Source organism: Carboxylicivirga linearis, assembly GCF_018271995.1.
Classification (GTDB): domain Bacteria; phylum Bacteroidota; class Bacteroidia; order Bacteroidales; family Marinilabiliaceae; genus Carboxylicivirga; species Carboxylicivirga linearis.
The window spans coordinates 25,538-46,134 of the sequence record NZ_JAGUCO010000030.1 but is presented as its reverse complement, the minus strand read 5'-3'; the positions used below and the strand labels follow the sequence as shown (position 1 = coordinate 46,134).

The window sequence follows — 20,597 nt, the reverse complement described above, 5'->3', positions numbered from 1 at the left end:
TAAAAATCAAAACGTGATATGATTTTTGCAATTCTCATTGATCCTGTACTTTCCAAATTTGTCATACTGTCAATGATTATTTTGGTTGTAGGTTTTTTGCTCAGGGTAATTAAACAGCCCTCTATCGTAACCTACTTAATTGTAGGTGTTTTGGTTGGGCCATACGGTTTTAGGCTTATCACTGATGAAATTTTAATCACCAATCTTGGGTCACTGGGGTTGGTTTTGTTGTTGTTTTTTGTAGGAATGGAAATTCATCTGCCAAATTTAATAACAAACTGGAGGGTGTCTGTTTTGGGAACCTTAATTCAGATAAGTGTAAGTATAATAATTGTGTGGTTTCTGAGTGCAACTTTTAATTGGAAAATCAATCAGGTTGTTATGCTGGGGTTTGTTATCAGCTTAAGTAGTACAGCAGTAATAGTAAAACTCTTACAAGAACGAAACGAATTAATGACAAAAGTGGGACAAAATGTGCTTGGTGTACTTATCGCTCAGGATATTTTAATTGTACCTATGCTTATCATTATGAGTTATATGGGAGGAGATAAGCCGCATATAACCCAAATGCTGAAACAGTTAATTGGCGGTGTATTGATTATAGGCATAATCATTTATATTCTTAAAAAGAAGGAAATTAAACTTCCCTTCATGAAATATATTGAAAAAGACCATGAAGTGCAGGTGTTTGTTGCGTTTACCTTGTGTTTTGGATTCTCGATATTAACAGCATTTTTGGGTTTATCATCAGCATTGGGGGCATTTATTGCAGGCATTATATTATCATCAACCAAATCGATCCAATGGGTACATGACAGCCTACATGCTTTTAAAATAATGTTTGTTGCCCTATTCTTTGTTTCTATTGGGATGTTAATTGATTTGCAGTTTTTAAAAGAGAATGCATTTACTATTGGTTTACTTGTGCTCATTGTTTTTATTGTTAATAATACCATTAATGTTTTGACCATGCGTATTTTTTGTAAAGACTGGAAAACAAGTTTTTATGCAGGTGCATTGCTATCTCAGATTGGAGAATTCAGTTTTATTTTAGGATCATCAGGTTATTATTTAGGTATTATTAAAATTTACGACTACCAATTAGTAATTAGTGCTATTGCGCTTACCTTGTTTCTAAGCCCATTTTGGATCAATCTGTCGAGGAAAATTATCGGGGGTGGAGGGTAATCAAGTTGTAGTTTATAGCAATAACAAACCAGGGGCATCGATAATGCCGGGTAAAGTCAATCCCAAACAAGTAGAGGCTGTCACAATGGTTTGCTTTCAAATATTGGGCAACGACACAACTATTTATACGGCCGGTTCAGGCGGCCATTTCGAATTCAATGTTTTTAAACCGGACATGATAAGTGAAATTTTAGGGTCTACTACTCTTATGGTAATTGTTGGCCATGTATTTAAATAGAAGCGTTAAATCATTGACTAATATTAAAATTAAAGCTAATTTGTGGATAATTAGTTTTTTTTATTTAGCGAAATTTATTTTAAAAATGAACAAAGGAACAGTGAAATTTTTCAATGAAACGAAGGGATTCGGATTCATCAAAGATGCAGATTCAAACAAAGAATATTTTGTGCATTCATCAGGTATAAAGGATAGTATATCGGAGAACGATGAAGTAACTTTTGATTTGCAAGAAGGAAAAAAGGGATTAAATGCAGTTAATGTTAAACTAGCATAGTTTATATAACCATTTAAAAATCTTGAGTCCCGCAATTTGCGGGACTTTTTTATATAATTCTGAGAATTTTTTCATATACCGTCAAATAACCTTCTATCATTTTATGATGACTAAACAAAGAAGATGCCCTAGCGTAGCAATAATGCCGATTAATCGACTCTACATTTGTTACAGCATCAACAGCTTCAGTTATGTTAGAAACAAGGAAACCTGTTTTATTTTGAAGAATTAATTCAGACATGGAGCCAAGGTTAAAAGCAATAACAGGAGTGCCGCAAGCCATGGCTTCAACCACACTCAATCCGAATGGCTCCGCAAAATGAATAGGATGTAATAAGGCAAAAGCTTTACTTAGAATTCGTTGACGGTCTTTTGGGCCAGAATTTCCCACATATATTATATCATCATTGTTTATATATGGTTTCACATTTTGATCAAAATATTCCCGATCCTGTATTAAACCGGATATGATTAGTTTTCTTTTTGCTTTTTTAGCTATTTCTATCGCCTCATAAGTTCCTTTATCGGGGTGAATTCTGCCAAAAAAAAGTAAATAGTCATCAGGTTCACTATTGAAAGTAAACTCTTCAATATTAATTCCGTTATACACAGTCGCAATATAATCAAGTTCTGGATGTCGGTCAGAATCACTTATGGAAACATAATGAGTAGAATGGTTGTATTTTTTATATACCGGAATGATTTTGGGAGATGAAAAACCATGAATAGTGGTGAGTATTGGTGGTTTAATCAGTCCTGAATAGGTAAGTGGTAAAAAATCAAAATTGTTATGAATGATGTCAAAGCGATCGGCTTGTTCCATTAAATTACTGATGTGAAGGCATTCTGCAACTTTTGGATCAACAGATGAATCTTCGGCATAGGGGATGTCGATTACCGATGACAGTTTTCCTTTCGTAATGGAATTTCCGGTTGCAAATAATGTTACCTCAATTCCTTTTTCAATCAATCCCTCTGTAATATTTGAAGCGACTTGCTCCCAAGGCCCATATTTAAGAGGTGGTGTGCGCCAGGCTATAGATGACAGTATTGCAATTTTCATTGTTTTAGTTTTAAGTTTTTTAGCTACAGTAATCAGTTGCTGCATCTAACTACTGCCACAATAATTGTTTCAACCCAAAGCTGGCCTGCTATTGTTCAAGCAATGGTTAACCAATACATCAATATTTACAGTTCCCAAACACATGACCGTATCAGCACCACCCCAATAAATCTTCAGGTTACCGTCATCTTCCAAAACTGCACCACAACAAAAAACTACATTGTGTACATAGCCTGTTATTTCATAATCTTCTTCAGGTTGGAGAATCCATTCGTCTCCAACAGCAATAATTACAGATGGATCCAACAGGTTGTGCAAAGCTGCACCCAGGCGGTATACACAGCCGTCCATTGTAGGAAAAACGCCATGATATATATGTAACCAACCATGAGGTGTTTTTATGGGTGGTGCTCCCGGACCAATTTTCATTTCATCCCAATGGTATTTCATGGGTTTCATGATAAGTTTCGACTCGCCCCAATATTTTAAATCAGGCGAATACGATATCCAGATTGACCATGGCGATATCTCCGAATGAGGACGATCCAGTCGGGCGTATAATCCGTTAATTTTTTCAGGGAAGATGACTACGTTTCGATAGTCGGCTTCAGTAATTAATGAAAATCGCTCAACGGTTTTAAAATCTTTAGTTTTTGCTAGCCCAATTCGAACCCCATGTTTTGAATAGGCACTATATGTAATCAAATATTCACCATCGATTGATACAATGCGGGGATCTTCTATTCCATAGGTTTCATATTCTTTAAAAATTCCCTTGGTAGCCGGCACCATAAATGGCTTATCATCTACTTTAAAGTTGTAACCATCTTCACTGTCGGCTATTCCCAATATGCTACGCCCATTAAGCTTATGTGACCTGAATATCATGATATATTTACCGTGGTGCTTAACTACTGCAGCATTGTGTACTGTTGCTACCGGATAAGGCACATCCATCTTTGTAAGAATAGGATTATATTGATATCTGGTTATTAGCATTGGTTATTATGAATTAGATTGCCAGGCTCTTTTGGGGCTTTGTGGCAATTGACCATCATCTCTTACATCAGGATTTTCCTCATTGCTTTTAATATCGATGGTGTGAAACTCTTCGTAAGCCTGTAAAACAGTTAGATGGGAAATTAAATACGCCAACGAACTTTCAGCACCCTGATTACGGTTTACACCATAACTTTCAAAGCCATCGCAACAACCGTTGGTCTCAAAATCGTACAAACTCATTCTTAAATCGTTCTCACCTAAGAACCATAAAAATGAGATGTACAGTTTGCTCAGGTATTCCTTGTCTTTTGTAACAATAAATGCCTGATGGTACATTAAAACCATGGCCATAGCATCGATGGGTTGTTGCGCAAACACTGAGCGTTCGCCATCTTTTTTATACCATTTTTCATTGCCAATTACTGACAGGTAATTTTCATTAAGTGTATGTGCGGTTAGAAATTGCATTGAATTTATTGCAACCTCCAATACTTTATCTTCGTTCAGGATTTCGGCAGAGTGTAACAGTGCCAGTGGCAATATGCCATTATCATAAGCCAATAACGATTCAAACCAATGCCAATCTGTTGTTTCGTTTTCGTCATAGAGCTTAATTAGTTTATGCGCCATATTCCGTAACCTTTCCGTCATGGAATCATCTGATGGATTTGATTTAAGATAATAGCAAACACCAATCATGGTATTTGCAATGCTACGTATGGATTTTAAGTTTTCAAAGTTAGGTGCAGCATTGAAAAATACTTCTCTCCCGGTTTGATAATAGGCATCGTTGGGAGCGTTTCCCAGTAAATACCCCAATGCCCATATTGTTCGGCCAAATGAATCTTCAGAACCTATTTCATCGAGATAATGTCTGCTAAAGCTTAAGAAATTTTTGAACGTGCCATCCTTGTTTTGCATATAGTGGATATAGCTTAAATAAACCGGAGACAGTTCAAGTGCCCTGGAGTCTTTTATTTGTTTGTGTGCCATTAATACCATCAGTAAAGCACGGGCATTGTCGTCGAGGCAGTAACCTTCTTTTAAATTTGGGATGCCAAATTTTGCATGCTGAATAATACCAGTGTCATCAGTTAATCTGTTAATGTGTGCCATTGAAAATGGTGGCAGAATAAGCAGATCCAATATGGTATCTTTAGTTGCAGTTTTCTCAACTTTTTTTGTTAAAGTCTGATGAGCTACTTTCAAATACTTCTCGCCGATTTTTGGCCATGTTATTTTTTGGCCGTATGCTCTGGCTTTAGCTTTGAGCAAATTTAATTGTTCAGGATGGTCAAAGAGTTCTATTATGATGGAGGAAAGTTCCTCTGCATCATTAAAGTTAAAAAGTTGGCCTCTGCCATCGGCTAATAGTTCCTCGGCATGCCAATAGGGTGTTGATACTACTGCTGATCCAACGCCAACGGCATAGGATAATGTGCCACTGGTGATTTGTGCTTCGTTCAAATATGGTGTAATATAAATGTCGGTAGCCGACAGGTATTTGAACAGGTCTTTAACGTCCAGAAATTCATTCAGGAAAACGACATTGTTCTCAAGTTTTAGGTTTTTGACAAGACGCATTAAAAAAATACGGTATTCTTCGCCGGAGTGCCTGACAACATTCGGATGAGTTTTACCTAAAACCATATAAATAACATTGGGATGCTTTTCTATAATTTTTGGCAAAGCTTTAATTACAGTTTCAATGCCTTTGTTACGTCCAACAAACCCGAATGTCATTAATACTTTTTTTGCGTCAATTTTTAACTCTTTTCGCGATATCTGACTATCAAATTGTAAGTTAGGGACGCCGTGGTCAATGAATTCAATCTTATCAGCTGGTACCTGATAAATTTCGACCAAAAATTCAATGGCCTTATGACTCATCACAACGATTTTACTGGCCATTTTACAGATTTCCTGTAAAACTGCTTTCTCATTATAGGAAGGTGTTTTGAGAATAGTATGTAATGTAACTATAAGAGGGACTTCAAGCCGATACAGTAAAGGTAAAATATAAACACCACTTTGGCCGCCAAATATGCCAAATTCGTGTTCGAGTATGCAAAGGTCAGCCCCGCTTAAGTTGATTAATTTTACAGCTTGCAAATAATCTTCCTGCCTATTCTGGCTTATAATACCTTTTACTTCATCGGGATATTCATACTCATTTGGAAAATCACTTAATGCGATAACAAACCCTTCGTTTGAATCGTTTTCATTGTCAGGATTATTAACCATTGAGTTGAATAAATCATTTGTGAATGTTCCAATACCACATTCTCTGGGTGGGTATGTTCCTATAAATGCAATTTTCATTTTTATCCTCTTTTCTTTTTAAATTGATACATGCAATACTTAACTATAGAGAATTAACCCATAAAGTGAGAGAAATACCTGAGTTAGACTTCGCTTTTTTTGTTTTTTTCTCTGCGCTTGGCTTCTTTGGCTAACCGCTTCTCTTTTAGTGTTTTTTCGGGTGCTTTCTTGTTGTTTTTTTTACTTTCTTTTTCTTTTGACATGATGTTTGTTTTTAGTTTAAATTTATTTTATTGTTTTCCCAGAGGTAAAGTAAATTTGAACTCACTTCCTTTTCCTGGTTTGCTTATTATCCATATTTTACCATTGTGAATGTCTATAAACTCCTTACAAAGTGATAGACCAAACGCAGTTCCTGTTTCACTATTTGTACCTGGTAATGAGCTGTTTTTACCAGATTCAAAAAGTGTATTGCTTACTTCATTTTCCATTCCAACGCCATAATCTTTAATCGTAACTTCAAGAAACCTATTGTTCTTACTCAATGTACTTATGTCGATCTTTCCGTTGGCATGTGAGTACTTAATGGCATTGCTTATTAAGTTTCTCAATATGCTTTTAACCATGTTTTTATCAGCAAATAATTTTATTTCAGAAAAAACAGGTAGAGTAATTTTGATACCTTTCAGCGATGCAAATAATTCAAGGTTATTGGTCTCTTCAACCAGGATTTCTTTTAAGTCAATAATTTCAGGTTGAAATGAGTTATTATAGTTTTCAGCCAAAGCCCATATAAGAATACCATCAAGTAGTTTCATTGTTTGTTCAGCAGATTTTAGAGCGATTTCAATATATTCTTCAACCTTATTTCTATTCCACTCAAATGCACCTTCTTTTAACAAGCCTAAAAAACTTATGATTGAACTCATTGGTGATTTAATGTCATGCCCAATTATTGCTATAAGTTTCTTATTGTCGGCATTCATTTCTTTTTCTTTTATCTCAAATTGCTTTAAAAACTGATGCCTTGACATGACTTCTGAGTGATTAATAAGCTTTAGCTCTTTCATAATTTTTCATTTCATTAATACAAAATCCTTTCAAATTTGAACTGCTTCATAACCACTCTTAATGGTAGTTGAAATCATTTTAAACCTCTGGTTTGCTATAATATTATTTGATGTATGAGCTGGAATTATGATGCCTTCACCGGTCTTCAGTATGTTCTTATTTTCGTCAATTACTACCTCAGCAGCACCTTCAATAATTTGAATGAACGTATCGAATGGCGAGATTTTTTCTGCAAGTGCTTCCCCGGTATCAATAGCTATAACACTTACATTTCCGGTGGTTTTTCTAATGATGGTTTTTGTTACCACCGAATTCGGGACATATTCAATTATTTCAATTAAAATATGCGATTTTGATTTTTCCATTTCAGTGGTTTCCATTCGCTTTGTTTTGAATTAAAGGTACTTTAAGCAATAGAACCATGTGTTATACTATTGATGGTTTAATTTACATCATTCACACATTTTGCCGGGATTGTCTGAGTCCATATATTGTTCTGAAATGATATCCATAAATTGCAAACGTTACTGCATCTGAGAATAATCCCGGTTTGTTAAATAGTGTCCAGATAAGTAACTTCCAATACTCAATTCTTCCTTTATTTACTATCCCAATAACATACATCGATTTTAAGAAAGCATTTATAAGAGAGAAGTTGATTTTTTTTCGCTTTTTGTAAAGCTTATTGTAATTCATTAACAATCGTCGGAGTCTTTTATAATAAGGTTTAGCTGCATATATATTATGAATTATTTTTTTATATCCGTCCAATAATTCATCCAGATCCATTTTGGGTATAAAATTCATTGATGAATCGGTATTGTTACCCGTTGCTTCAGTGGTCAATCTGTTTTCGGTTTCCAACCTCTTGTATAAAACTGTGTTTTTTGGGGCATTTAATAGTCCAACCATGGCCGAAACAATTCCACTCTTTTGAATAAAATCGATTTGCCGCTGAAAAACACTGGGGGTATCACTGTCAAAGCCTACAATAAAGCCTCCTGATACCTGTAGTCCTGAATTTTGTATTGCTCTTATGGACTCCAGTAAATCGCGATTTTTGTTTTGCACTTTATTACACGTACGAAGCGCTATTTCATCGGGTGTTTCAATCCCAATAAAAGTTGAGGTAAAACCTGTTTCAATCATTAAGGACATTAATTCTTTATCATCAGCCAGATCAATTGAGCTCTGAATATTAAAGACAAAAGGATACTGATGCTTGTGCAGCCATGTTTTTAATGTTGGTAAAAAATGTGTCTTAATTTCCTTTTTATTACCTATAAAATTATCGTCAACAATCGAAACAGGGCCTCGCCAGTTTAGTTGATATAATGCCTCCAGTTCCTTTATTGTTTGACTGGTGTTTTTCATTCTTACCTTGTGACCCAGAAGAGACGTAATTTCACAAAAGTCACATGAGTAAGGACACCCTCGTGATACCTGTATGTTCATAAAGACATATTTCTTCAACTCCAACAAATGATAATCAGGCACAGGCGAAAGGGATAGATCGGCATATTGATCGGTTGTATATATTCTTTTAGGTTGCCCATTAGACAAATCTGTGAGAAACAAGGGTAATGTAATTTCAGCCTCATTTAAAACAAAGTGATCAATAAGGGGATAATTTTTGTATTCCTGGGTGAAAAGCGGACCGCCGGCAACAATTTTTTTATTAAGTTTCACACATTCTGAAATTATTTTGTTGACAGATTCTTTTTGAATATACATAGCACTGATGAATACATAATCGGCCCAGACAACATCCTTTAAATCTAGTTCAGAAACATTAAGGTCGATCAGTTTTTTCTGCCAATTGGTGGGTAGCATTGCCGATACAGTAATCAATCCAAGAGGTGGAACAGCAGCTTTTTTTGAAATAAACTTTAACGCATGCTTGAAACTCCAAAAGGAATCGGGATAGAGTGGATATATAAATAATATTTTCATGCCTATTTTTCTTGCGTTGGTTTATTTAATTGCATTGGAAAAATAAGTTTTGAGTAAACTATTGAGGAAGAACTGGCTATAAATGAAGTTTAAATATTCAGCCCAGTTGTAAATTTTCTAATGCATTAAAATTGCTTCAACTATTTAAGGTTAAAGTTCGTGAAACAATAGAATGGAGGCGTTATAGATTTCTAATAAAAAATTACATAATTCACACATTTTCGAGCGTGTCGCGCCTTTTATTTTTGAGATCCTTAAAATGGGATGGGGTAAGTCCTGTAATTTTTTTAAATTGATTTGACAAGTGTGCCGCACTGCTGTAGTGCATTTTATAAGCTATTTCAGAAAGAGTTAGTTCATCATAAACAATGAGTTCCTTAACTTTTTCAATTTTATGTGTCAAAAAGAACTTTTCAATAGTTATCCCTTTAACTTCTGAGAATAGATTTGCCAGATATGTATAGTTATGATTAAGTTTTTCACTAAGGTAGTCAGATAAGTTTACTTTTATTTGATCATCAGTATAATGTACCAGTTCAATAATAGCAACTTTTATTTTTTCAACCAGAATACTTTTTTTATCATCCATCAATTCCAGTCCTGATCTTCTCAAACTATAATCTAATTTTTTTAACTGATCATCAGATAGATTCTCAGTAACATTTGCTTCGCCTATATTGACATAAATATAGTTTAAACCGAGCTTTTCCAGTTCACTTTTAACCACCATTTGGCAGCGTATACATACCATATTTTTAATATATATTTTCAATATTCACATATTAGAACTGAAATATCTAAATTTAATGATTATTAACAAGTATATAAAGTAACAAGTATCAAAGTTTTATAATTTCGATTTCAAAGCTTATTAAATGAGGCTCTTAGGTATAATGTTATAAATGCTTTTCTTATCTTAATTTAAGGTAGTGGTTTTTAAAAAATGATCTAAACATGAGCATCTTTACCAGATTATGAACGTTCAAAATATGCAGAAGTGCTATATTCATTACATTTTTTTGAAAGAGTGCGAATTCTTCCTTCCAGTTTTCTTTATCAAAGTCTGTAACTAAAAACCAGGAGGTGTTATCTTCTAAGAGAGGATAGATACCAATAAAATGTTTGCCTTCAAGATGAAGTTTAATTTCGTTGGATGTGAGTGGTTTTCTTATTTTGTCTTTAAAATTTGCTAAAGTATCACCGCTCATTTAATATTGTTTGTAAGCATACGAATCGTAGCTATATGCAGGCATATAACCTTTTTACTTCCTTTTTCCCAACGGATAGCAAAAACATCTTTACGACATTTAAAGAGTTGTTGAATCAGTTCTATATGATGATCTATATTGCTCATTAAGTTTTAGATAGCTAATCATTACAAAGAAAATGATATCTATCTCTATAAAAGCAAATTTTTAGTTTAGGACTACGGCCTCCAACTTATATAATCGAGTGATAAATGTTATTTTGTAATATAGTGGTTAATATATTAGCTAAATAATGAAAAAGAGGTTATATTTGACTAAAATATTAGCTATATGTACTCAATTAACCCAACACCTTATGAAATTGGTAAGGAATTGGCCAAACGCCACAAAGCCTTGCGTAAACAATTAAAGTTATCACAATCAGATATGGCAGAGAGATCTGGTGTCTCTTTAGGTAGCTTAAAACGTTTTGAAACTACCGGACAAATATCTTTGGAATCATTGCTTAAGTTAGCTCACCTTCTTGATAGACTGGAAGATTTTAAACTAGTTTTCCAACCCAAAGAAGACTTAGGCAATATTGAGGATCTTTTTTCGACTAAATAGTAGGTAAAGAAATTGTTATGGAAAATATCACAAATATTTTAGTGTCTTTGGAGCTTGAAGGCCAAAGTTATGAGGTAGGGGAAATGGTAAGGGATAATCGAACAATCTACTTTCGCTATAATGCTGATTTTTTGAAATGTGGTCTCAATATTTCACCAATTAAGCTGCCTTATAATAATGAAATCAATTCCGCCGGTTCAGAACCTTTTGATGGGCTATATGGTGTTTTTAACGATTCGTTACCTGATGGTTGGGGAAGGTTGTTGTTAGATCGTTCCCTTGCGTCGAAGGGAGTAAGTATGCAAAATATAACTCCATTGGATCGATTAGCTTACGTTGGTGATAAGGGTATGGGTGCTTTATGTTACAGACCAAAGTTCGAGGAAGATATTTCAATTTCGTCTGAAATTGAACTGGATATGATAGCCCGGGAAATGGATCATGTTTTGAAAGGAAGCGATTCTGATATAATTGAAGAGCTATTTACTTTAGGTGGTTCTTCCGGTGGAGCACGTCCTAAAATATTTGTTGGGTATAATAATGTCACCAAAGAATTAATGCATGGTCAACAAAAGCTGGCAGATGGTTTTGAAGATTGGCTTATTAAATTTCCATCGTCGTCTGATCCTAAAGAGATTGCCAATATTGAATACGCTTACCATAAGATGGCTTTAAAAGCCGGATTGGTAATGAGCGATTGTAAACTATTCACAGGACGCTCGGGACAAACATACTTTGGTACAAAACGCTTTGACAGAATAAAAGAGAAAAGAATTCACATGCATACTGCAAGTGGATTGATGCATGATAATTTTAGAATGAGCACCATGGATTATGGTCATTTAATGGATTGTGCCTTTCAACTTGAAAAACATGTGAAAGCATACGAAAAAGTATTACGTCTGGCAGCTTTTAATGTGTTTGCTCACAATCGGGATGATCATAGTAAGAACTTCTCTTTTTTAATGGATGTCAAAGGTAATTGGAGTTTTGCACCTGTATATGATCTCACTTTTTCAAATTCAGCATATGGTTTTCATAGCACAATGGTTGCAGGAGAGAGTAAGAATCCGAGAAGGAAACATTTGTTGGAGTTAGGCTTACATTTTGGAATAAAGAAACCGGAGCTGATATTGGAAGAAGTGCAAGATGCAGTTTCTCATTGGGACTCAATAGCTAAAGAGTGTGGCGTGTCACAAAATGCTATTATAACGATCCAAAAGGCAATTAATGGAGTGAATCAAATTAATTAACGACCTTTATTAGCATGAAATTTAAATATAAGTCTTGAGCAAATATCGCATATCGCGATATTTGCTCTAAGCCTATTTGTTTTTAATACAAATTCGCAATCTTCTCCATATTCTTACTAATCAAAGCCTCTGTCGTTCTGGCATAGCGCTGAGTCATTTTTGTGCTGGAATGACCTAAAGTCTTTGATACAACTTCAAGAGGCATGTTGTTTTCTAAAGCAACTGTAGTCGCAAAGGTATGTCTGGCTGTATGTGTTGATATAGGTTTATCTATACCGCAGATAGTTCCGATTTCTTTCAAATATGCATTCATTTTTTGATTGCTCAATACAGGTAGGACAGCATCCTTTTCAATAAGTTCCGGTTCGTTTTTATATTTAGCCATTAATTTTTTAGCAGCTTCAATTACAAAGATGGTACTCATTTGATCTGTTTTAGTACGTTTTTTATGAATCCAGGTAATTCCGTTTGCATCGGTTGTGATGTGTTGTCTTTTTAATGATTTTACATCAGAGAAGGCTAATCCTGTAAAGCAGCAGAAAACAAAAACATCACGTACCTGTCTTAATCGCGCCATACTAATATTCTTTTTTATTAAGGTATCCAGTTCTTCTTTAGTTAGATAAATAGCATCAACAGGTTTTAATTTAAATTTGATGGTCGCAAATGGATCTTTCTTCATCCAGCCGTTAGCCAGGGCAATTCTGACTATCTTCTTAAAGTTCTTTAAATACTTAATGGCAGTATTATGAGCGCATTTACGTTCGGTTTTTAGATATAGCTCATAATTACGTACGAATTGATGGTTCAGATCTTCTAACGCAATATCTTCACGTTTGTATTGCCAACGTATAAAGTCTTTGGTGTGCATATAGCAGGTTTCGTATCGTTGAATAGTATCAGGGGCGAAGTCAATACCGATTAGTTTTCTTGCATTATCATTGTGTTCCTGGAAAACTTTCAGGATAGTACGTCTGGTTTCTTTTTTACCAACCATCTTTTCTTTGAGAATTCTTGGATTAATAGGTTGGTTATCCATAGTCATAAAATTAAAATATGATTGGATTTTTGTTCTGTGAAGTTCAATGAGCTGATTGATTTTCTCAGCCTGATCAGAATTACCTTTTACGAATTGTTTGGATTCATTCCACTGTTTAGGCAGAATACTTTGCTTTAAGCCATACTCGTCTCTTTCCTTGTTGATAATGATTCGAACGAAGATTGGAGCTTCTCCGTTTTTAAGCAATTTTGTCTTCTTTATGAAGAAGTTGATTTTGATGGTCTCAAGTCCACTCATAATAATAAATTTTTGATGTTAAAATTATTTTTATGAGTTCATTTTGATGTAATCTAAAACCGAGCAATACAGCGTAATACAGAGCTTTTTTAACCGTTTCTGGTGGACTAAAATGAGGACTTTTTTAGTCCACCAGAAATCCACCGAAAAACTGCGTTTTTTTGCTTCTTTTTGCAAAATATTGCGCATTAAAAAACCCTGTAAGTCTTGACTTACAGGGTTTTACTTTAAATTGCTTTCGCTTTCAGCGGAGAGAGAGGCTCTCGAACCTATAATTTATGTCAATTTAATACATACTTCTGTAAGGCTTAAATAGCGGTTTTTGTAGAATATTTAATTTATTAAAGTTTATTAAAATACGTTTTGATATATCGAAAAATGCGTGTAAAATTGCGTGTAATAATTTTACACGCAGAAATGAGATACAAACTTTCATTAGAAAAGCGAAAGAAGCTAGGCGAGCTAATTAAAGATAATGTCCCTATTAGAATAACTGTTAATCACAATGGTCAACGAATAACATTATCCACTGGTTACAGGATTGATACCAATGCTTGGGATGAATCAGGGCAAGTTGTCAAACAAGGATTCTTTAATAAGCAGAAGGAACCATATAATATCATTAACTCAAATCTTGCGTTACAAAAAAGTTTCTTGGATAATTTTTCATTGAGGCATCAACTTGAGAAAACTGAAATTGATCTGGAAAATTTGAAAATAGAATTTGCCGAGCAGTTTGCTAGAAAAAAGCACGTTTTACACCAGGAGCCAATAAAAGAACATACTTTTTTCGAATTATGGGAACGGTTTCAGATAGAAAGAGGAAAACAAAACAATTGGACAGATGCCACTTATACTAAGTTTAAGTCTCTTGGGAAGCACCTTGTAAAGTTTGATAAAAACTTGCATCTAGACAGGCTTCATTCTGATAAACTAATGGATATTGTTGAGTATTTGCTTTTGAAAGCAAAGATGAAAAACAGAACCATTAAAAAGCAATTGGGTTATTTAAAGTGGTTTTTAAATTGGGCAGTTGAAATGGGATATACCTCAAATATTGCATACAAATCCTTTAATCCGAAATTGAAGACTGCTGATAATCAAGTTGTTTATTTGACTAAGGAAGAGTTGGATAAACTACGAAATTATAAAATTCCAGCTTCCAAGAGCTACCTAGATAGAGTAAGAGATGTATTTTTGTTTTGTTGTTACACTTCCTTACGTTACTCTGATGCTAAACAGCTTAAGACATATGATATTGTAAATGGAAAAATCTCAGTGATTACGGTTAAAACAGTTGATAATCTAGGGATCAAGCTCAATGATAAAGCAAAATCTATTATTGATAAGTATAAAACTGCACCCTTTAAAGATCATAAAGCTTTACCAGTCATTTCAAATCAAAAAATGAATGATTACTTAAAAGATTTATGCGAATTTGCAGGAATAGACACCCCTACTAAGATTGTTGAATTTATAGGAAATAAACGAATCGAAAACACTTACCCCAAATATAGTTTAGTAGGTACTCATACAGGAAGACGAACATTTATTTGTAATGCGCTTTTAAATGGCATGCCAGCGCATGCAGTAATGAAAATTACTGGTCACTCTGATTATAAGGCAATGCAACCGTATATTGATATAGTGAGTAAGGATGTTGATAATATGGTGGATAGATTTATTAATTTTTAATAATCACTTATGAATTTGACTGAGGAATTTGACGACTTTATAATTGAAGATGATATTGTTGAAATCAAATTAGATTTAAATGAGATGCAAGATATCTTGGATGCAGAATCCGCTGCGCTCGAAGATAACCTTGATTTGCTGGAAAATATCTCATTAGATTAGCTTATCGTTGATCAATTTCACATATCATGCAATAAAACAATCAAACTGGTACATGTTAGAATTATTAAAAAAATTACAGGCCAACTCCAACTTAATAACCAATACCGTAGCTGAAATATCAAATCAATTGCAATTTGGAGAAGCTAAGGTGATTGAAATCAATGAGTCTACTATTCGAAACATTGAAACTTTAAAGAATACAGATATTTATATGTTGCTTAAGACAATTAAATCTATGTCTGTTAACTTTGATAATCAAATAATAATTGAGTTAGAATCTACGTATGATTATGTATTGCTAAAATGGTCGCATGCTCTACTTACCGAAAGTGCAGAAAATGTAATAGATATATACGAATACAATGTAATCGCAGATCTGACTGAGATAATTGAAAAACAGATTAATGACATTAATAAGTTCTGCGAATTATTTCTGAAAAAAGAACCCAATGAGCAACTTTCAGGTTTTGAACTTTTAACCTTGTATAAGGGGAGTGTAAGATATGAACAAGCAATAAATCATATACAGGAACTAAAATTACATGGTTTTAACTCTCTTAATGAGAAAGAAACATTGGAGCAAATATTGTTGGAGGTTCATCCAGTAACCTTTGTGAAAGGCATTATTGAAATAGGAGCTAAATTAGATGAAGATGATTTTGATGAAGATGAATGGGAGGTAATGCAGCTCAATTTTCATCTAATTGAAAAAAATGAGTATAATATTAAGTTTCTTGAGAATTATAAAGAGCCAAATGCGTTAAAAGATGCAACTATTGACAAGATATTTGATTTTTTAGTAAAAGAGAGGGTGTTAGTTGGTGTAGATAGAAATATTATTGTCAATATAATAAAGAATAAAAAGTTACCAGTAGCTGAAACAGAACGTGTTTTATGGGATGCATCTCATCAAAAAGCTCGAATATTTAAAGATTTGCTGAAATGGAGCAATGCTTATTTTAACAAATGTTTTATGATATATAATGATAAAGGAGAGTTAGAACCGCTAAAAGCAAAGCATAAAGTAAGAACAAACTCTTATCCAAAGTTTCAAGATGGGATGCAAAAAGTTCTTGATTCGGAAAATACAACTACTTAGTAGACTCAAAATCGTTATCAGAACAGATGGAAAATTCTGTATAATTTCATTCTCAACTATTTTAAACCACTTCAAAAATAAAATGGGACTGTTTTAATTGGGGCGTTGAATCCGGATATAATCGAGAATCATCCCACCCACTTGTGAAAAAAATAGCATAATACCTAAAATGATATAAGGTGCATGTAATTAATGATTTAAGAGTATGTTGTTTTTGTTTTGCCCACCACTTATACCATTTTACCTACCATTTGAACTATTAAGTATGGTGCTAAACTATAGCCATTTTACTTAAACTTTATTGAACTTCTAGGCATTTTCGCAATGTCAAATTTGATTTAACAAAGACTAGCTAGTCGCTTATTTTTTCATTTTAAAGTTAATCACAATGAATTTAATAAACGACAAAACACCAGTTCGAGATTTAAATGTAGGACAATTGTTGGACGTAATACAACAAGTGCTATTACCAAAGGAACAGCCTATTCACAAGGATTATTCGGATAAAAAATACGCATTTGGATTAAAAGGCATCCGAGAAGAGTTTAATGTTTCGCATGCGACTGCGCAAAAGTATAAGGACGGTATTTTAAAAGAAGCCATAACGCAGTATGGACGCAAAATTATTGTTGATGTTGAAATGGCTCGTGAGCTTTTCGCTAGATCGGGGAGGGGGGTGTAATGGAAAAGGAAATGTTCAGCCTTCGGGAAGCTAATTCGCAAATTAAAAGGAAACTGATTTCAAAATTTCCGGTTGAAATCCTTCCTGATTTTATTCAGGAAGCGATCTTAGAATTATATGAAAACTCAAGTTTTAATATGGATTATATATCTGGGGCAGCTCTTTCAGCTTTGGCCTCATCAATTGGTAACAAATTTCATGTTAGAAAAGATATTACATGGAGTGAAAACCCTTCTCTGTGGATTGTGATGGTTGGAAGAAATGGGCAAAATAAAAGTGCTCCTCAAAAGGTTGCCTACAAGGCAATCACTAACAAGCAGTCGGAATTAAACCGTGAGTATGAAGAAGCCATGAACAGTTATGATCCTGGTTTAGGAGATCCTAAGCCATTAAAGAAAAAACTCTATTCTACAGAGCCAACTTTTGAGTCGTTGCTCAAAATGCATAAGGATAATCCACACGGAATCACTATTAAACCAGATGAATTTAAAACATTTGTTGACGGTTTGGTTGGATATAACGGATCATCTCGCCGCAGCAGTTACTTATCGCTATGGGATGGAGCTCCTATTTCGTCAGATAGAAAAGATGCGGAAAGCGCTTCGATTGACAAACCGTGTATAAATATTGTTGGGGGGATACAGGATGATGTGATAGCTTCTTTGAAGTCTAAAGACACGAAAGATGGCTTTTTTGAACGCATGCTATTTGTAGTGCCGCTTAAGATGGAGAAACGATTTGTGTCTGAAACTCCGGTTAATGAGCACACGATTTCTGTTTATATAAGCAAAATGCATGATTTTCTTGAAAATATGCTTGGGCGTCATAATTATGAAGAAATTGGACTTTCTCCAGAAGCGAGTAGGCTTTTTGATCAAGAACGTAATAGCCATGTTGAGCCATCAAATAAGGATAGCAATGTTTCTGGAATACTGTCCAAACTGGATCGTTATATGTTGCGGTTCGCCCTTATTTTAGAGGTAACCCATTGCTTTTTTAACTCTAAACCAGTCAAAGATATCTCAGAAGACAGTATGAAGCGTGCCATAATGCTGAAGAACTACTTCTTTGAAAATGCTTTAAAAATTAATGACATCATGGAGAAATCATATGAGTCAAACACCCCAAACGGTAAAGTATATGCGATACTTAAAGCAATAGGAAAGGAAACCTTTTCAAGTAGGGAATTTATCGAAAAAGCTAAGCAAATTCATAGCATTGGAAAATCAAGAAGCTATGAGTTACTCTCTATTGGTAAATTGACTCAGGAGTTAGGAAAGGGGCAATATCGAAGTAAAGTCTATGGTGATTAAACGGAATTAGTGGAAAACTGGATAAAATCTCTTTTACAGGAGGTTAAATGATGTTTTGGAGTGGACGAGAAGTGGACAAAGTGGACAAGGGTGGACTTGTAAAGGGGTGATTATCTTGTTTATTCCACTTTTCCACTAATTCCACCAATAGAATCAAAATGAAGGATTTCAGATATACATTAGAGAAATATACAGGTATGAGATCAAGGTATTTCTGTCCTGATTGTAGCAAGAAAACCTTTACCCGCTACATAGATAATCAAACGAAACAACACCTGGCGGATTATGTAGGAAGATGCAGTAGGGAGGAAAAATGTTCCTATCACTATACTCCAAAAATGTATTTTGAGCGCACTGGTTATAAGCAACAAAATGATTTCTTTTTTGATTATAAACCAAAGAAAAAGGTTGTTAAGCCATCAACCATAGACAAAAATGATTTCATTGCAACGCTTCGACTATATGAAATCAATAATTTTGCGTTAGGACTTTATAAATACTTTCCTAAAGAAAAGGTCAATGCAGTTCTTAAAAAGTATTGTGTAGGTACAGCAAAGGGCGGAAAAGTTATTTTTTGGCAGGTCAGTCTCAAAGGTGAGGTAAGAACCGGTAAGATAATGCAGTACGATCGTTTAACATTAAAGCGAACTTCTGATATTGATTGGGTTCATTCACGTTACAAGAATTTTAACCTTAAGCAGCTGTATTTTGGAGCACATTTGTTAGTGGATACAAAGACACCAGTTGCTATTGCTGAAGGTGAAAAAAATGCGATATTGGGTGCTCTCTACTTTCCGCAATATAATTGGCTTGCTGTAGGCAGTGTGACAATGCTTAATGTCGAAAAGCTTAATGCGCTAAAATTATACAATGTAACTCTGTTTCCTGATAAGGGAAGGGCTTTTAGCAAATGGAAAGAAATTGCAGATAAAGCATGCTTTACAGTGGCAGTGAATGATACCCTTGAAAGAACTTCCCTTCCTGATGGTGATGATATTGTCGATTTGATTATTGAGATAAAAAGGCAGGAGCTTGACAAGAGCCCTTCTGAAAAGTTAAGGAAGATGGAATCCAGTAATCCAAATCTGACTTTATTGATTAATGAGTTGGATTTAATCTTAACAGTTTAAAATTATTTTTTATGAATACAAAAGTCTGCGTAGAGTGTGGTAAAACATTCAAGGCAAAAAGGTCAGATGCAACATGTTGTTCCGATAAGTGTCGCTCTTCTTTCAATTACAAACGTAAAGAGCGCAAAAATCATAAAATGCAATTCGATTCAAATAGTGACATACTCAATACCTCAGAAATGGAGATTGAGTTAAGTGGAAAACTAGAGCTGACTCATTTAAATGAACGAATAGGCAGTTTTGAAAAGCATATTTTGCGCATAAAAGATGAAATCCGAACACATGAAAGTAAAAGTGATGACCTAAATCACCATATGGTCACCTTAAAACAACAGATTGTGACGATGGAGATGGGTGACAAGCTCCAGTTAAAAAAGCGGGCAGAAATGTCTGATTTTGCGCTATACAACAATTATTTGAATACGGATTATCAAACAGCAAAGCAGAATGGTGACAAGTATGCCAAATCACGTTTGAAAACAAAGGATGATGTTGAGAGTAAATTTAACCAAGAATTGAAATTGCAAATCCTAAACTATCGAAGCAAGTTAAGTGCACAATTGGAAAAGTTAAATTGGGAATTGCAAGGATTGCAAGATCACATTGATTCCCTAAAAATTGAACAAGAACAGTACATTGCAAAGACTACCGAGCTTGTGCATGAAATGCGCTTTTATGAAGCACGTATTCTCAAGTATGAGTCTCTGTTAACCGGTTAATATTACCGTTTATTTTCTTCGGTTATTCAACAGATAGAAAAGTCAATTTTTGCGCAAATCCAGATGTTTTTTTATAGAAATATCTGGATTTTGTTCTGATAGGTGCTGTTTGTCAGTTGTTTGAGGTTTTGTTAAAAGAAGTGGGAGAATGCGCAAGAATCCGGTTTGTTTGAATAAATATGTGTTTTTTGAGGATTGTTTCAACGTTTAGTATTGGTTGAAATGCGCAAAATTTAGGAAAGTGGAGACTTAAGAAACCACCCTTTTCTGAGATAATTTTTCTTTCTGTACTCGACATGAGCTTTGGCAGACTCAAAAACAGGTTTTATTAATGCGTCAAATGGATTGATGTTAAAAAATAATATATTATAAATCCTCT

At 34.3% G+C, this 20,597-nt stretch carries 21 protein-coding genes; 12 read left to right on the top strand and 9 right to left on the bottom strand.

The annotated features are described in order from the left end of the window. Nucleotides 1-18: 18 nt before the first annotated feature. From KEM10_RS21390 to KEM10_RS21380, 3 genes are all read left to right on the top strand, one after another. Nucleotides 19-1,188 (top strand): cation:proton antiporter, encoded by a 1,170-nt coding sequence (locus KEM10_RS21390; protein ID WP_212219520.1) that lies wholly within the window; start codon nucleotides 19-21, stop codon nucleotides 1,186-1,188. Continuing rightward, complete coding sequence (locus KEM10_RS21385; RefSeq protein WP_244826086.1) at nucleotides 1,178-1,426, top strand: lyase family protein; 249 nt, start codon at nucleotides 1,178-1,180, stop codon at nucleotides 1,424-1,426. The genes KEM10_RS21390 and KEM10_RS21385 overlap by 11 nt, the downstream gene beginning before the upstream one ends. A gap of 85 nt (nucleotides 1,427-1,511) precedes the next feature. Continuing rightward, the gene (locus KEM10_RS21380) at nucleotides 1,512-1,703 is read left to right on the top strand and encodes a cold-shock protein (protein ID WP_212219518.1); all 192 of its coding nucleotides are present in this window, start codon (nucleotides 1,512-1,514) and stop codon (nucleotides 1,701-1,703) included. A gap of 49 nt (nucleotides 1,704-1,752) precedes the next feature. On the opposite strand, the gene KEM10_RS21375 is transcribed toward KEM10_RS21380, so the two are convergent. The 8 genes from KEM10_RS21375 to KEM10_RS21340 form a co-directional block, all read right to left on the bottom strand. Beyond that, complete coding sequence (locus KEM10_RS21375; RefSeq protein WP_212219516.1) at nucleotides 1,753-2,766, bottom strand: glycosyltransferase family 4 protein; 1,014 nt, start codon at nucleotides 2,764-2,766, stop codon at nucleotides 1,753-1,755. Between the two features lie 69 nt (nucleotides 2,767-2,835). Continuing rightward, nucleotides 2,836-3,765: a glycoside hydrolase family 130 protein gene (locus KEM10_RS21370; RefSeq protein WP_212219512.1), complete on the bottom strand. Its 930-nt coding sequence runs from the start codon at nucleotides 3,763-3,765 to the stop codon at nucleotides 2,836-2,838. A gap of 6 nt (nucleotides 3,766-3,771) precedes the next feature. Next, a complete protein-coding gene (locus tag KEM10_RS21365) occupies nucleotides 3,772-6,090 on the bottom strand; it encodes a glycosyltransferase family 4 protein (RefSeq protein WP_212219509.1) in 2,319 nt (772 codons plus the stop codon). Nucleotides 6,091-6,320: 230 nt separating this feature from the next. Beyond that, a complete protein-coding gene (locus KEM10_RS21360) occupies nucleotides 6,321-7,100 on the bottom strand; it encodes a sensor histidine kinase (protein ID WP_212219506.1) in 780 nt (259 codons plus the stop codon). Nucleotides 7,101-7,130: 30 nt separating this feature from the next. Next, nucleotides 7,131-7,481, bottom strand: a complete 351-nt coding sequence (locus tag KEM10_RS21355; RefSeq protein ID WP_212219503.1) for a cupin domain-containing protein — start codon at nucleotides 7,479-7,481, stop codon at nucleotides 7,131-7,133. A 76-nt stretch (nucleotides 7,482-7,557) separates the two neighbouring features. Continuing rightward, nucleotides 7,558-9,054 (bottom strand): B12-binding domain-containing radical SAM protein, encoded by a 1,497-nt coding sequence (locus tag KEM10_RS21350; RefSeq protein ID WP_212219500.1) that lies wholly within the window; start codon nucleotides 9,052-9,054, stop codon nucleotides 7,558-7,560. 211 nt (nucleotides 9,055-9,265) lie between these two features. Beyond that, complete coding sequence (locus KEM10_RS21345) at nucleotides 9,266-9,826, bottom strand: helix-turn-helix domain-containing protein (protein WP_244826084.1); 561 nt, start codon at nucleotides 9,824-9,826, stop codon at nucleotides 9,266-9,268. A 139-nt stretch (nucleotides 9,827-9,965) separates the two neighbouring features. Further along, entirely contained in the window at nucleotides 9,966-10,262 is a 297-nt protein-coding gene (locus KEM10_RS21340; RefSeq protein WP_212219497.1) for a TOTE conflict system archaeo-eukaryotic primase domain-containing protein, read from the bottom strand. A 330-nt stretch (nucleotides 10,263-10,592) separates the two neighbouring features. On the opposite strand from KEM10_RS21340, the gene KEM10_RS21335 reads away from it, so the two are divergent. Further along, on the top strand, nucleotides 10,593-10,868 hold the full coding sequence (locus KEM10_RS21335) for a helix-turn-helix domain-containing protein (RefSeq protein ID WP_212219493.1): 276 nt from the start codon (nucleotides 10,593-10,595) through the stop codon (nucleotides 10,866-10,868). A gap of 17 nt (nucleotides 10,869-10,885) precedes the next feature. Further along, nucleotides 10,886-12,121, top strand: a complete 1,236-nt coding sequence (locus KEM10_RS21330) for a type II toxin-antitoxin system HipA family toxin (RefSeq protein ID WP_212219490.1) — start codon at nucleotides 10,886-10,888, stop codon at nucleotides 12,119-12,121. 82 nt (nucleotides 12,122-12,203) lie between these two features. On the opposite strand, the gene KEM10_RS21325 is transcribed toward KEM10_RS21330, so the two are convergent. Then, complete coding sequence (locus tag KEM10_RS21325) at nucleotides 12,204-13,418, bottom strand: site-specific integrase (protein ID WP_212219487.1); 1,215 nt, start codon at nucleotides 13,416-13,418, stop codon at nucleotides 12,204-12,206. Between the two features lie 417 nt (nucleotides 13,419-13,835). Here KEM10_RS21325 and KEM10_RS21320 point away from each other — a divergent pair, with 417 nt between their 5' ends. From KEM10_RS21320 to KEM10_RS21290, 7 genes are all read left to right on the top strand, one after another. Beyond that, entirely contained in the window at nucleotides 13,836-15,113 is a 1,278-nt protein-coding gene (locus tag KEM10_RS21320; protein ID WP_212219484.1) for a site-specific integrase, read from the top strand. 9 nt (nucleotides 15,114-15,122) lie between these two features. Further along, complete coding sequence (locus KEM10_RS21315; RefSeq protein WP_212219481.1) at nucleotides 15,123-15,275, top strand: hypothetical protein; 153 nt, start codon at nucleotides 15,123-15,125, stop codon at nucleotides 15,273-15,275. A 52-nt stretch (nucleotides 15,276-15,327) separates the two neighbouring features. Next, on the top strand, nucleotides 15,328-16,374 hold the full coding sequence (locus tag KEM10_RS21310; protein WP_212219478.1) for a hypothetical protein: 1,047 nt from the start codon (nucleotides 15,328-15,330) through the stop codon (nucleotides 16,372-16,374). A 388-nt stretch (nucleotides 16,375-16,762) separates the two neighbouring features. Continuing rightward, on the top strand, nucleotides 16,763-17,056 hold the full coding sequence (locus tag KEM10_RS21305) for a DUF3853 family protein (protein WP_212219475.1): 294 nt from the start codon (nucleotides 16,763-16,765) through the stop codon (nucleotides 17,054-17,056). Next, nucleotides 17,056-18,369, top strand: coding sequence for a DUF3987 domain-containing protein (locus KEM10_RS21300; protein WP_212219472.1), 1,314 nt, complete (start codon nucleotides 17,056-17,058; stop codon nucleotides 18,367-18,369). The genes KEM10_RS21305 and KEM10_RS21300 overlap by 1 nt, the downstream gene beginning before the upstream one ends. Before the next feature lie 158 nt (nucleotides 18,370-18,527). Then, nucleotides 18,528-19,499 (top strand): DUF6371 domain-containing protein, encoded by a 972-nt coding sequence (locus KEM10_RS21295; RefSeq protein WP_212219469.1) that lies wholly within the window; start codon nucleotides 18,528-18,530, stop codon nucleotides 19,497-19,499. A gap of 11 nt (nucleotides 19,500-19,510) precedes the next feature. Further along, complete coding sequence (locus tag KEM10_RS21290; RefSeq protein WP_212219466.1) at nucleotides 19,511-20,218, top strand: hypothetical protein; 708 nt, start codon at nucleotides 19,511-19,513, stop codon at nucleotides 20,216-20,218. Nucleotides 20,219-20,597: the final 379 nt, after the last annotated feature.

Bases quoted from the DNA above. Each gene is read 5' to 3' on its own strand.
- KEM10_RS21290 (WP_212219466.1), top strand. From the start codon at position 19,511: ATGAATACAAAAGTCTGCGTAGAGTGTGGTAAAACATTCAAGGCAAAA.
- KEM10_RS21335 (WP_212219493.1), top strand. From the start codon at position 10,593: ATGTACTCAATTAACCCAACACCTTATGAAATTGGTAAGGAATTGGCC.
- KEM10_RS21365 (WP_212219509.1), bottom strand. From the start codon at position 6,090: ATGAAAATTGCATTTATAGGAACATACCCACCCAGAGAATGTGGTATT.
- KEM10_RS21370 (WP_212219512.1), bottom strand. From the start codon at position 3,765: ATGCTAATAACCAGATATCAATATAATCCTATTCTTACAAAGATGGAT.
- KEM10_RS21390 (WP_212219520.1), top strand. From the start codon at position 19: ATGATTTTTGCAATTCTCATTGATCCTGTACTTTCCAAATTTGTCATA.
- KEM10_RS21315 (WP_212219481.1), top strand. From the start codon at position 15,123: ATGAATTTGACTGAGGAATTTGACGACTTTATAATTGAAGATGATATT.
- KEM10_RS21355 (WP_212219503.1), bottom strand. From the start codon at position 7,481: ATGGAAACCACTGAAATGGAAAAATCAAAATCGCATATTTTAATTGAA.
- KEM10_RS21295 (WP_212219469.1), top strand. From the start codon at position 18,528: ATGAAGGATTTCAGATATACATTAGAGAAATATACAGGTATGAGATCA.
- KEM10_RS21330 (WP_212219490.1), top strand. From the start codon at position 10,886: ATGGAAAATATCACAAATATTTTAGTGTCTTTGGAGCTTGAAGGCCAA.
- KEM10_RS21350 (WP_212219500.1), bottom strand. From the start codon at position 9,054: ATGAAAATATTATTTATATATCCACTCTATCCCGATTCCTTTTGGAGT.
- KEM10_RS21325 (WP_212219487.1), bottom strand. From the start codon at position 13,418: ATGAGTGGACTTGAGACCATCAAAATCAACTTCTTCATAAAGAAGACA.
- KEM10_RS21300 (WP_212219472.1), top strand. From the start codon at position 17,056: ATGGAAAAGGAAATGTTCAGCCTTCGGGAAGCTAATTCGCAAATTAAA.
- KEM10_RS21305 (WP_212219475.1), top strand. From the start codon at position 16,763: ATGAATTTAATAAACGACAAAACACCAGTTCGAGATTTAAATGTAGGA.
- KEM10_RS21380 (WP_212219518.1), top strand. From the start codon at position 1,512: ATGAACAAAGGAACAGTGAAATTTTTCAATGAAACGAAGGGATTCGGA.
- KEM10_RS21340 (WP_212219497.1), bottom strand. From the start codon at position 10,262: ATGAGCGGTGATACTTTAGCAAATTTTAAAGACAAAATAAGAAAACCA.
- KEM10_RS21375 (WP_212219516.1), bottom strand. From the start codon at position 2,766: ATGAAAATTGCAATACTGTCATCTATAGCCTGGCGCACACCACCTCTT.
- KEM10_RS21320 (WP_212219484.1), top strand. From the start codon at position 13,836: ATGAGATACAAACTTTCATTAGAAAAGCGAAAGAAGCTAGGCGAGCTA.
- KEM10_RS21310 (WP_212219478.1), top strand. From the start codon at position 15,328: ATGTTAGAATTATTAAAAAAATTACAGGCCAACTCCAACTTAATAACC.
- KEM10_RS21360 (WP_212219506.1), bottom strand. From the start codon at position 7,100: ATGAAAGAGCTAAAGCTTATTAATCACTCAGAAGTCATGTCAAGGCAT.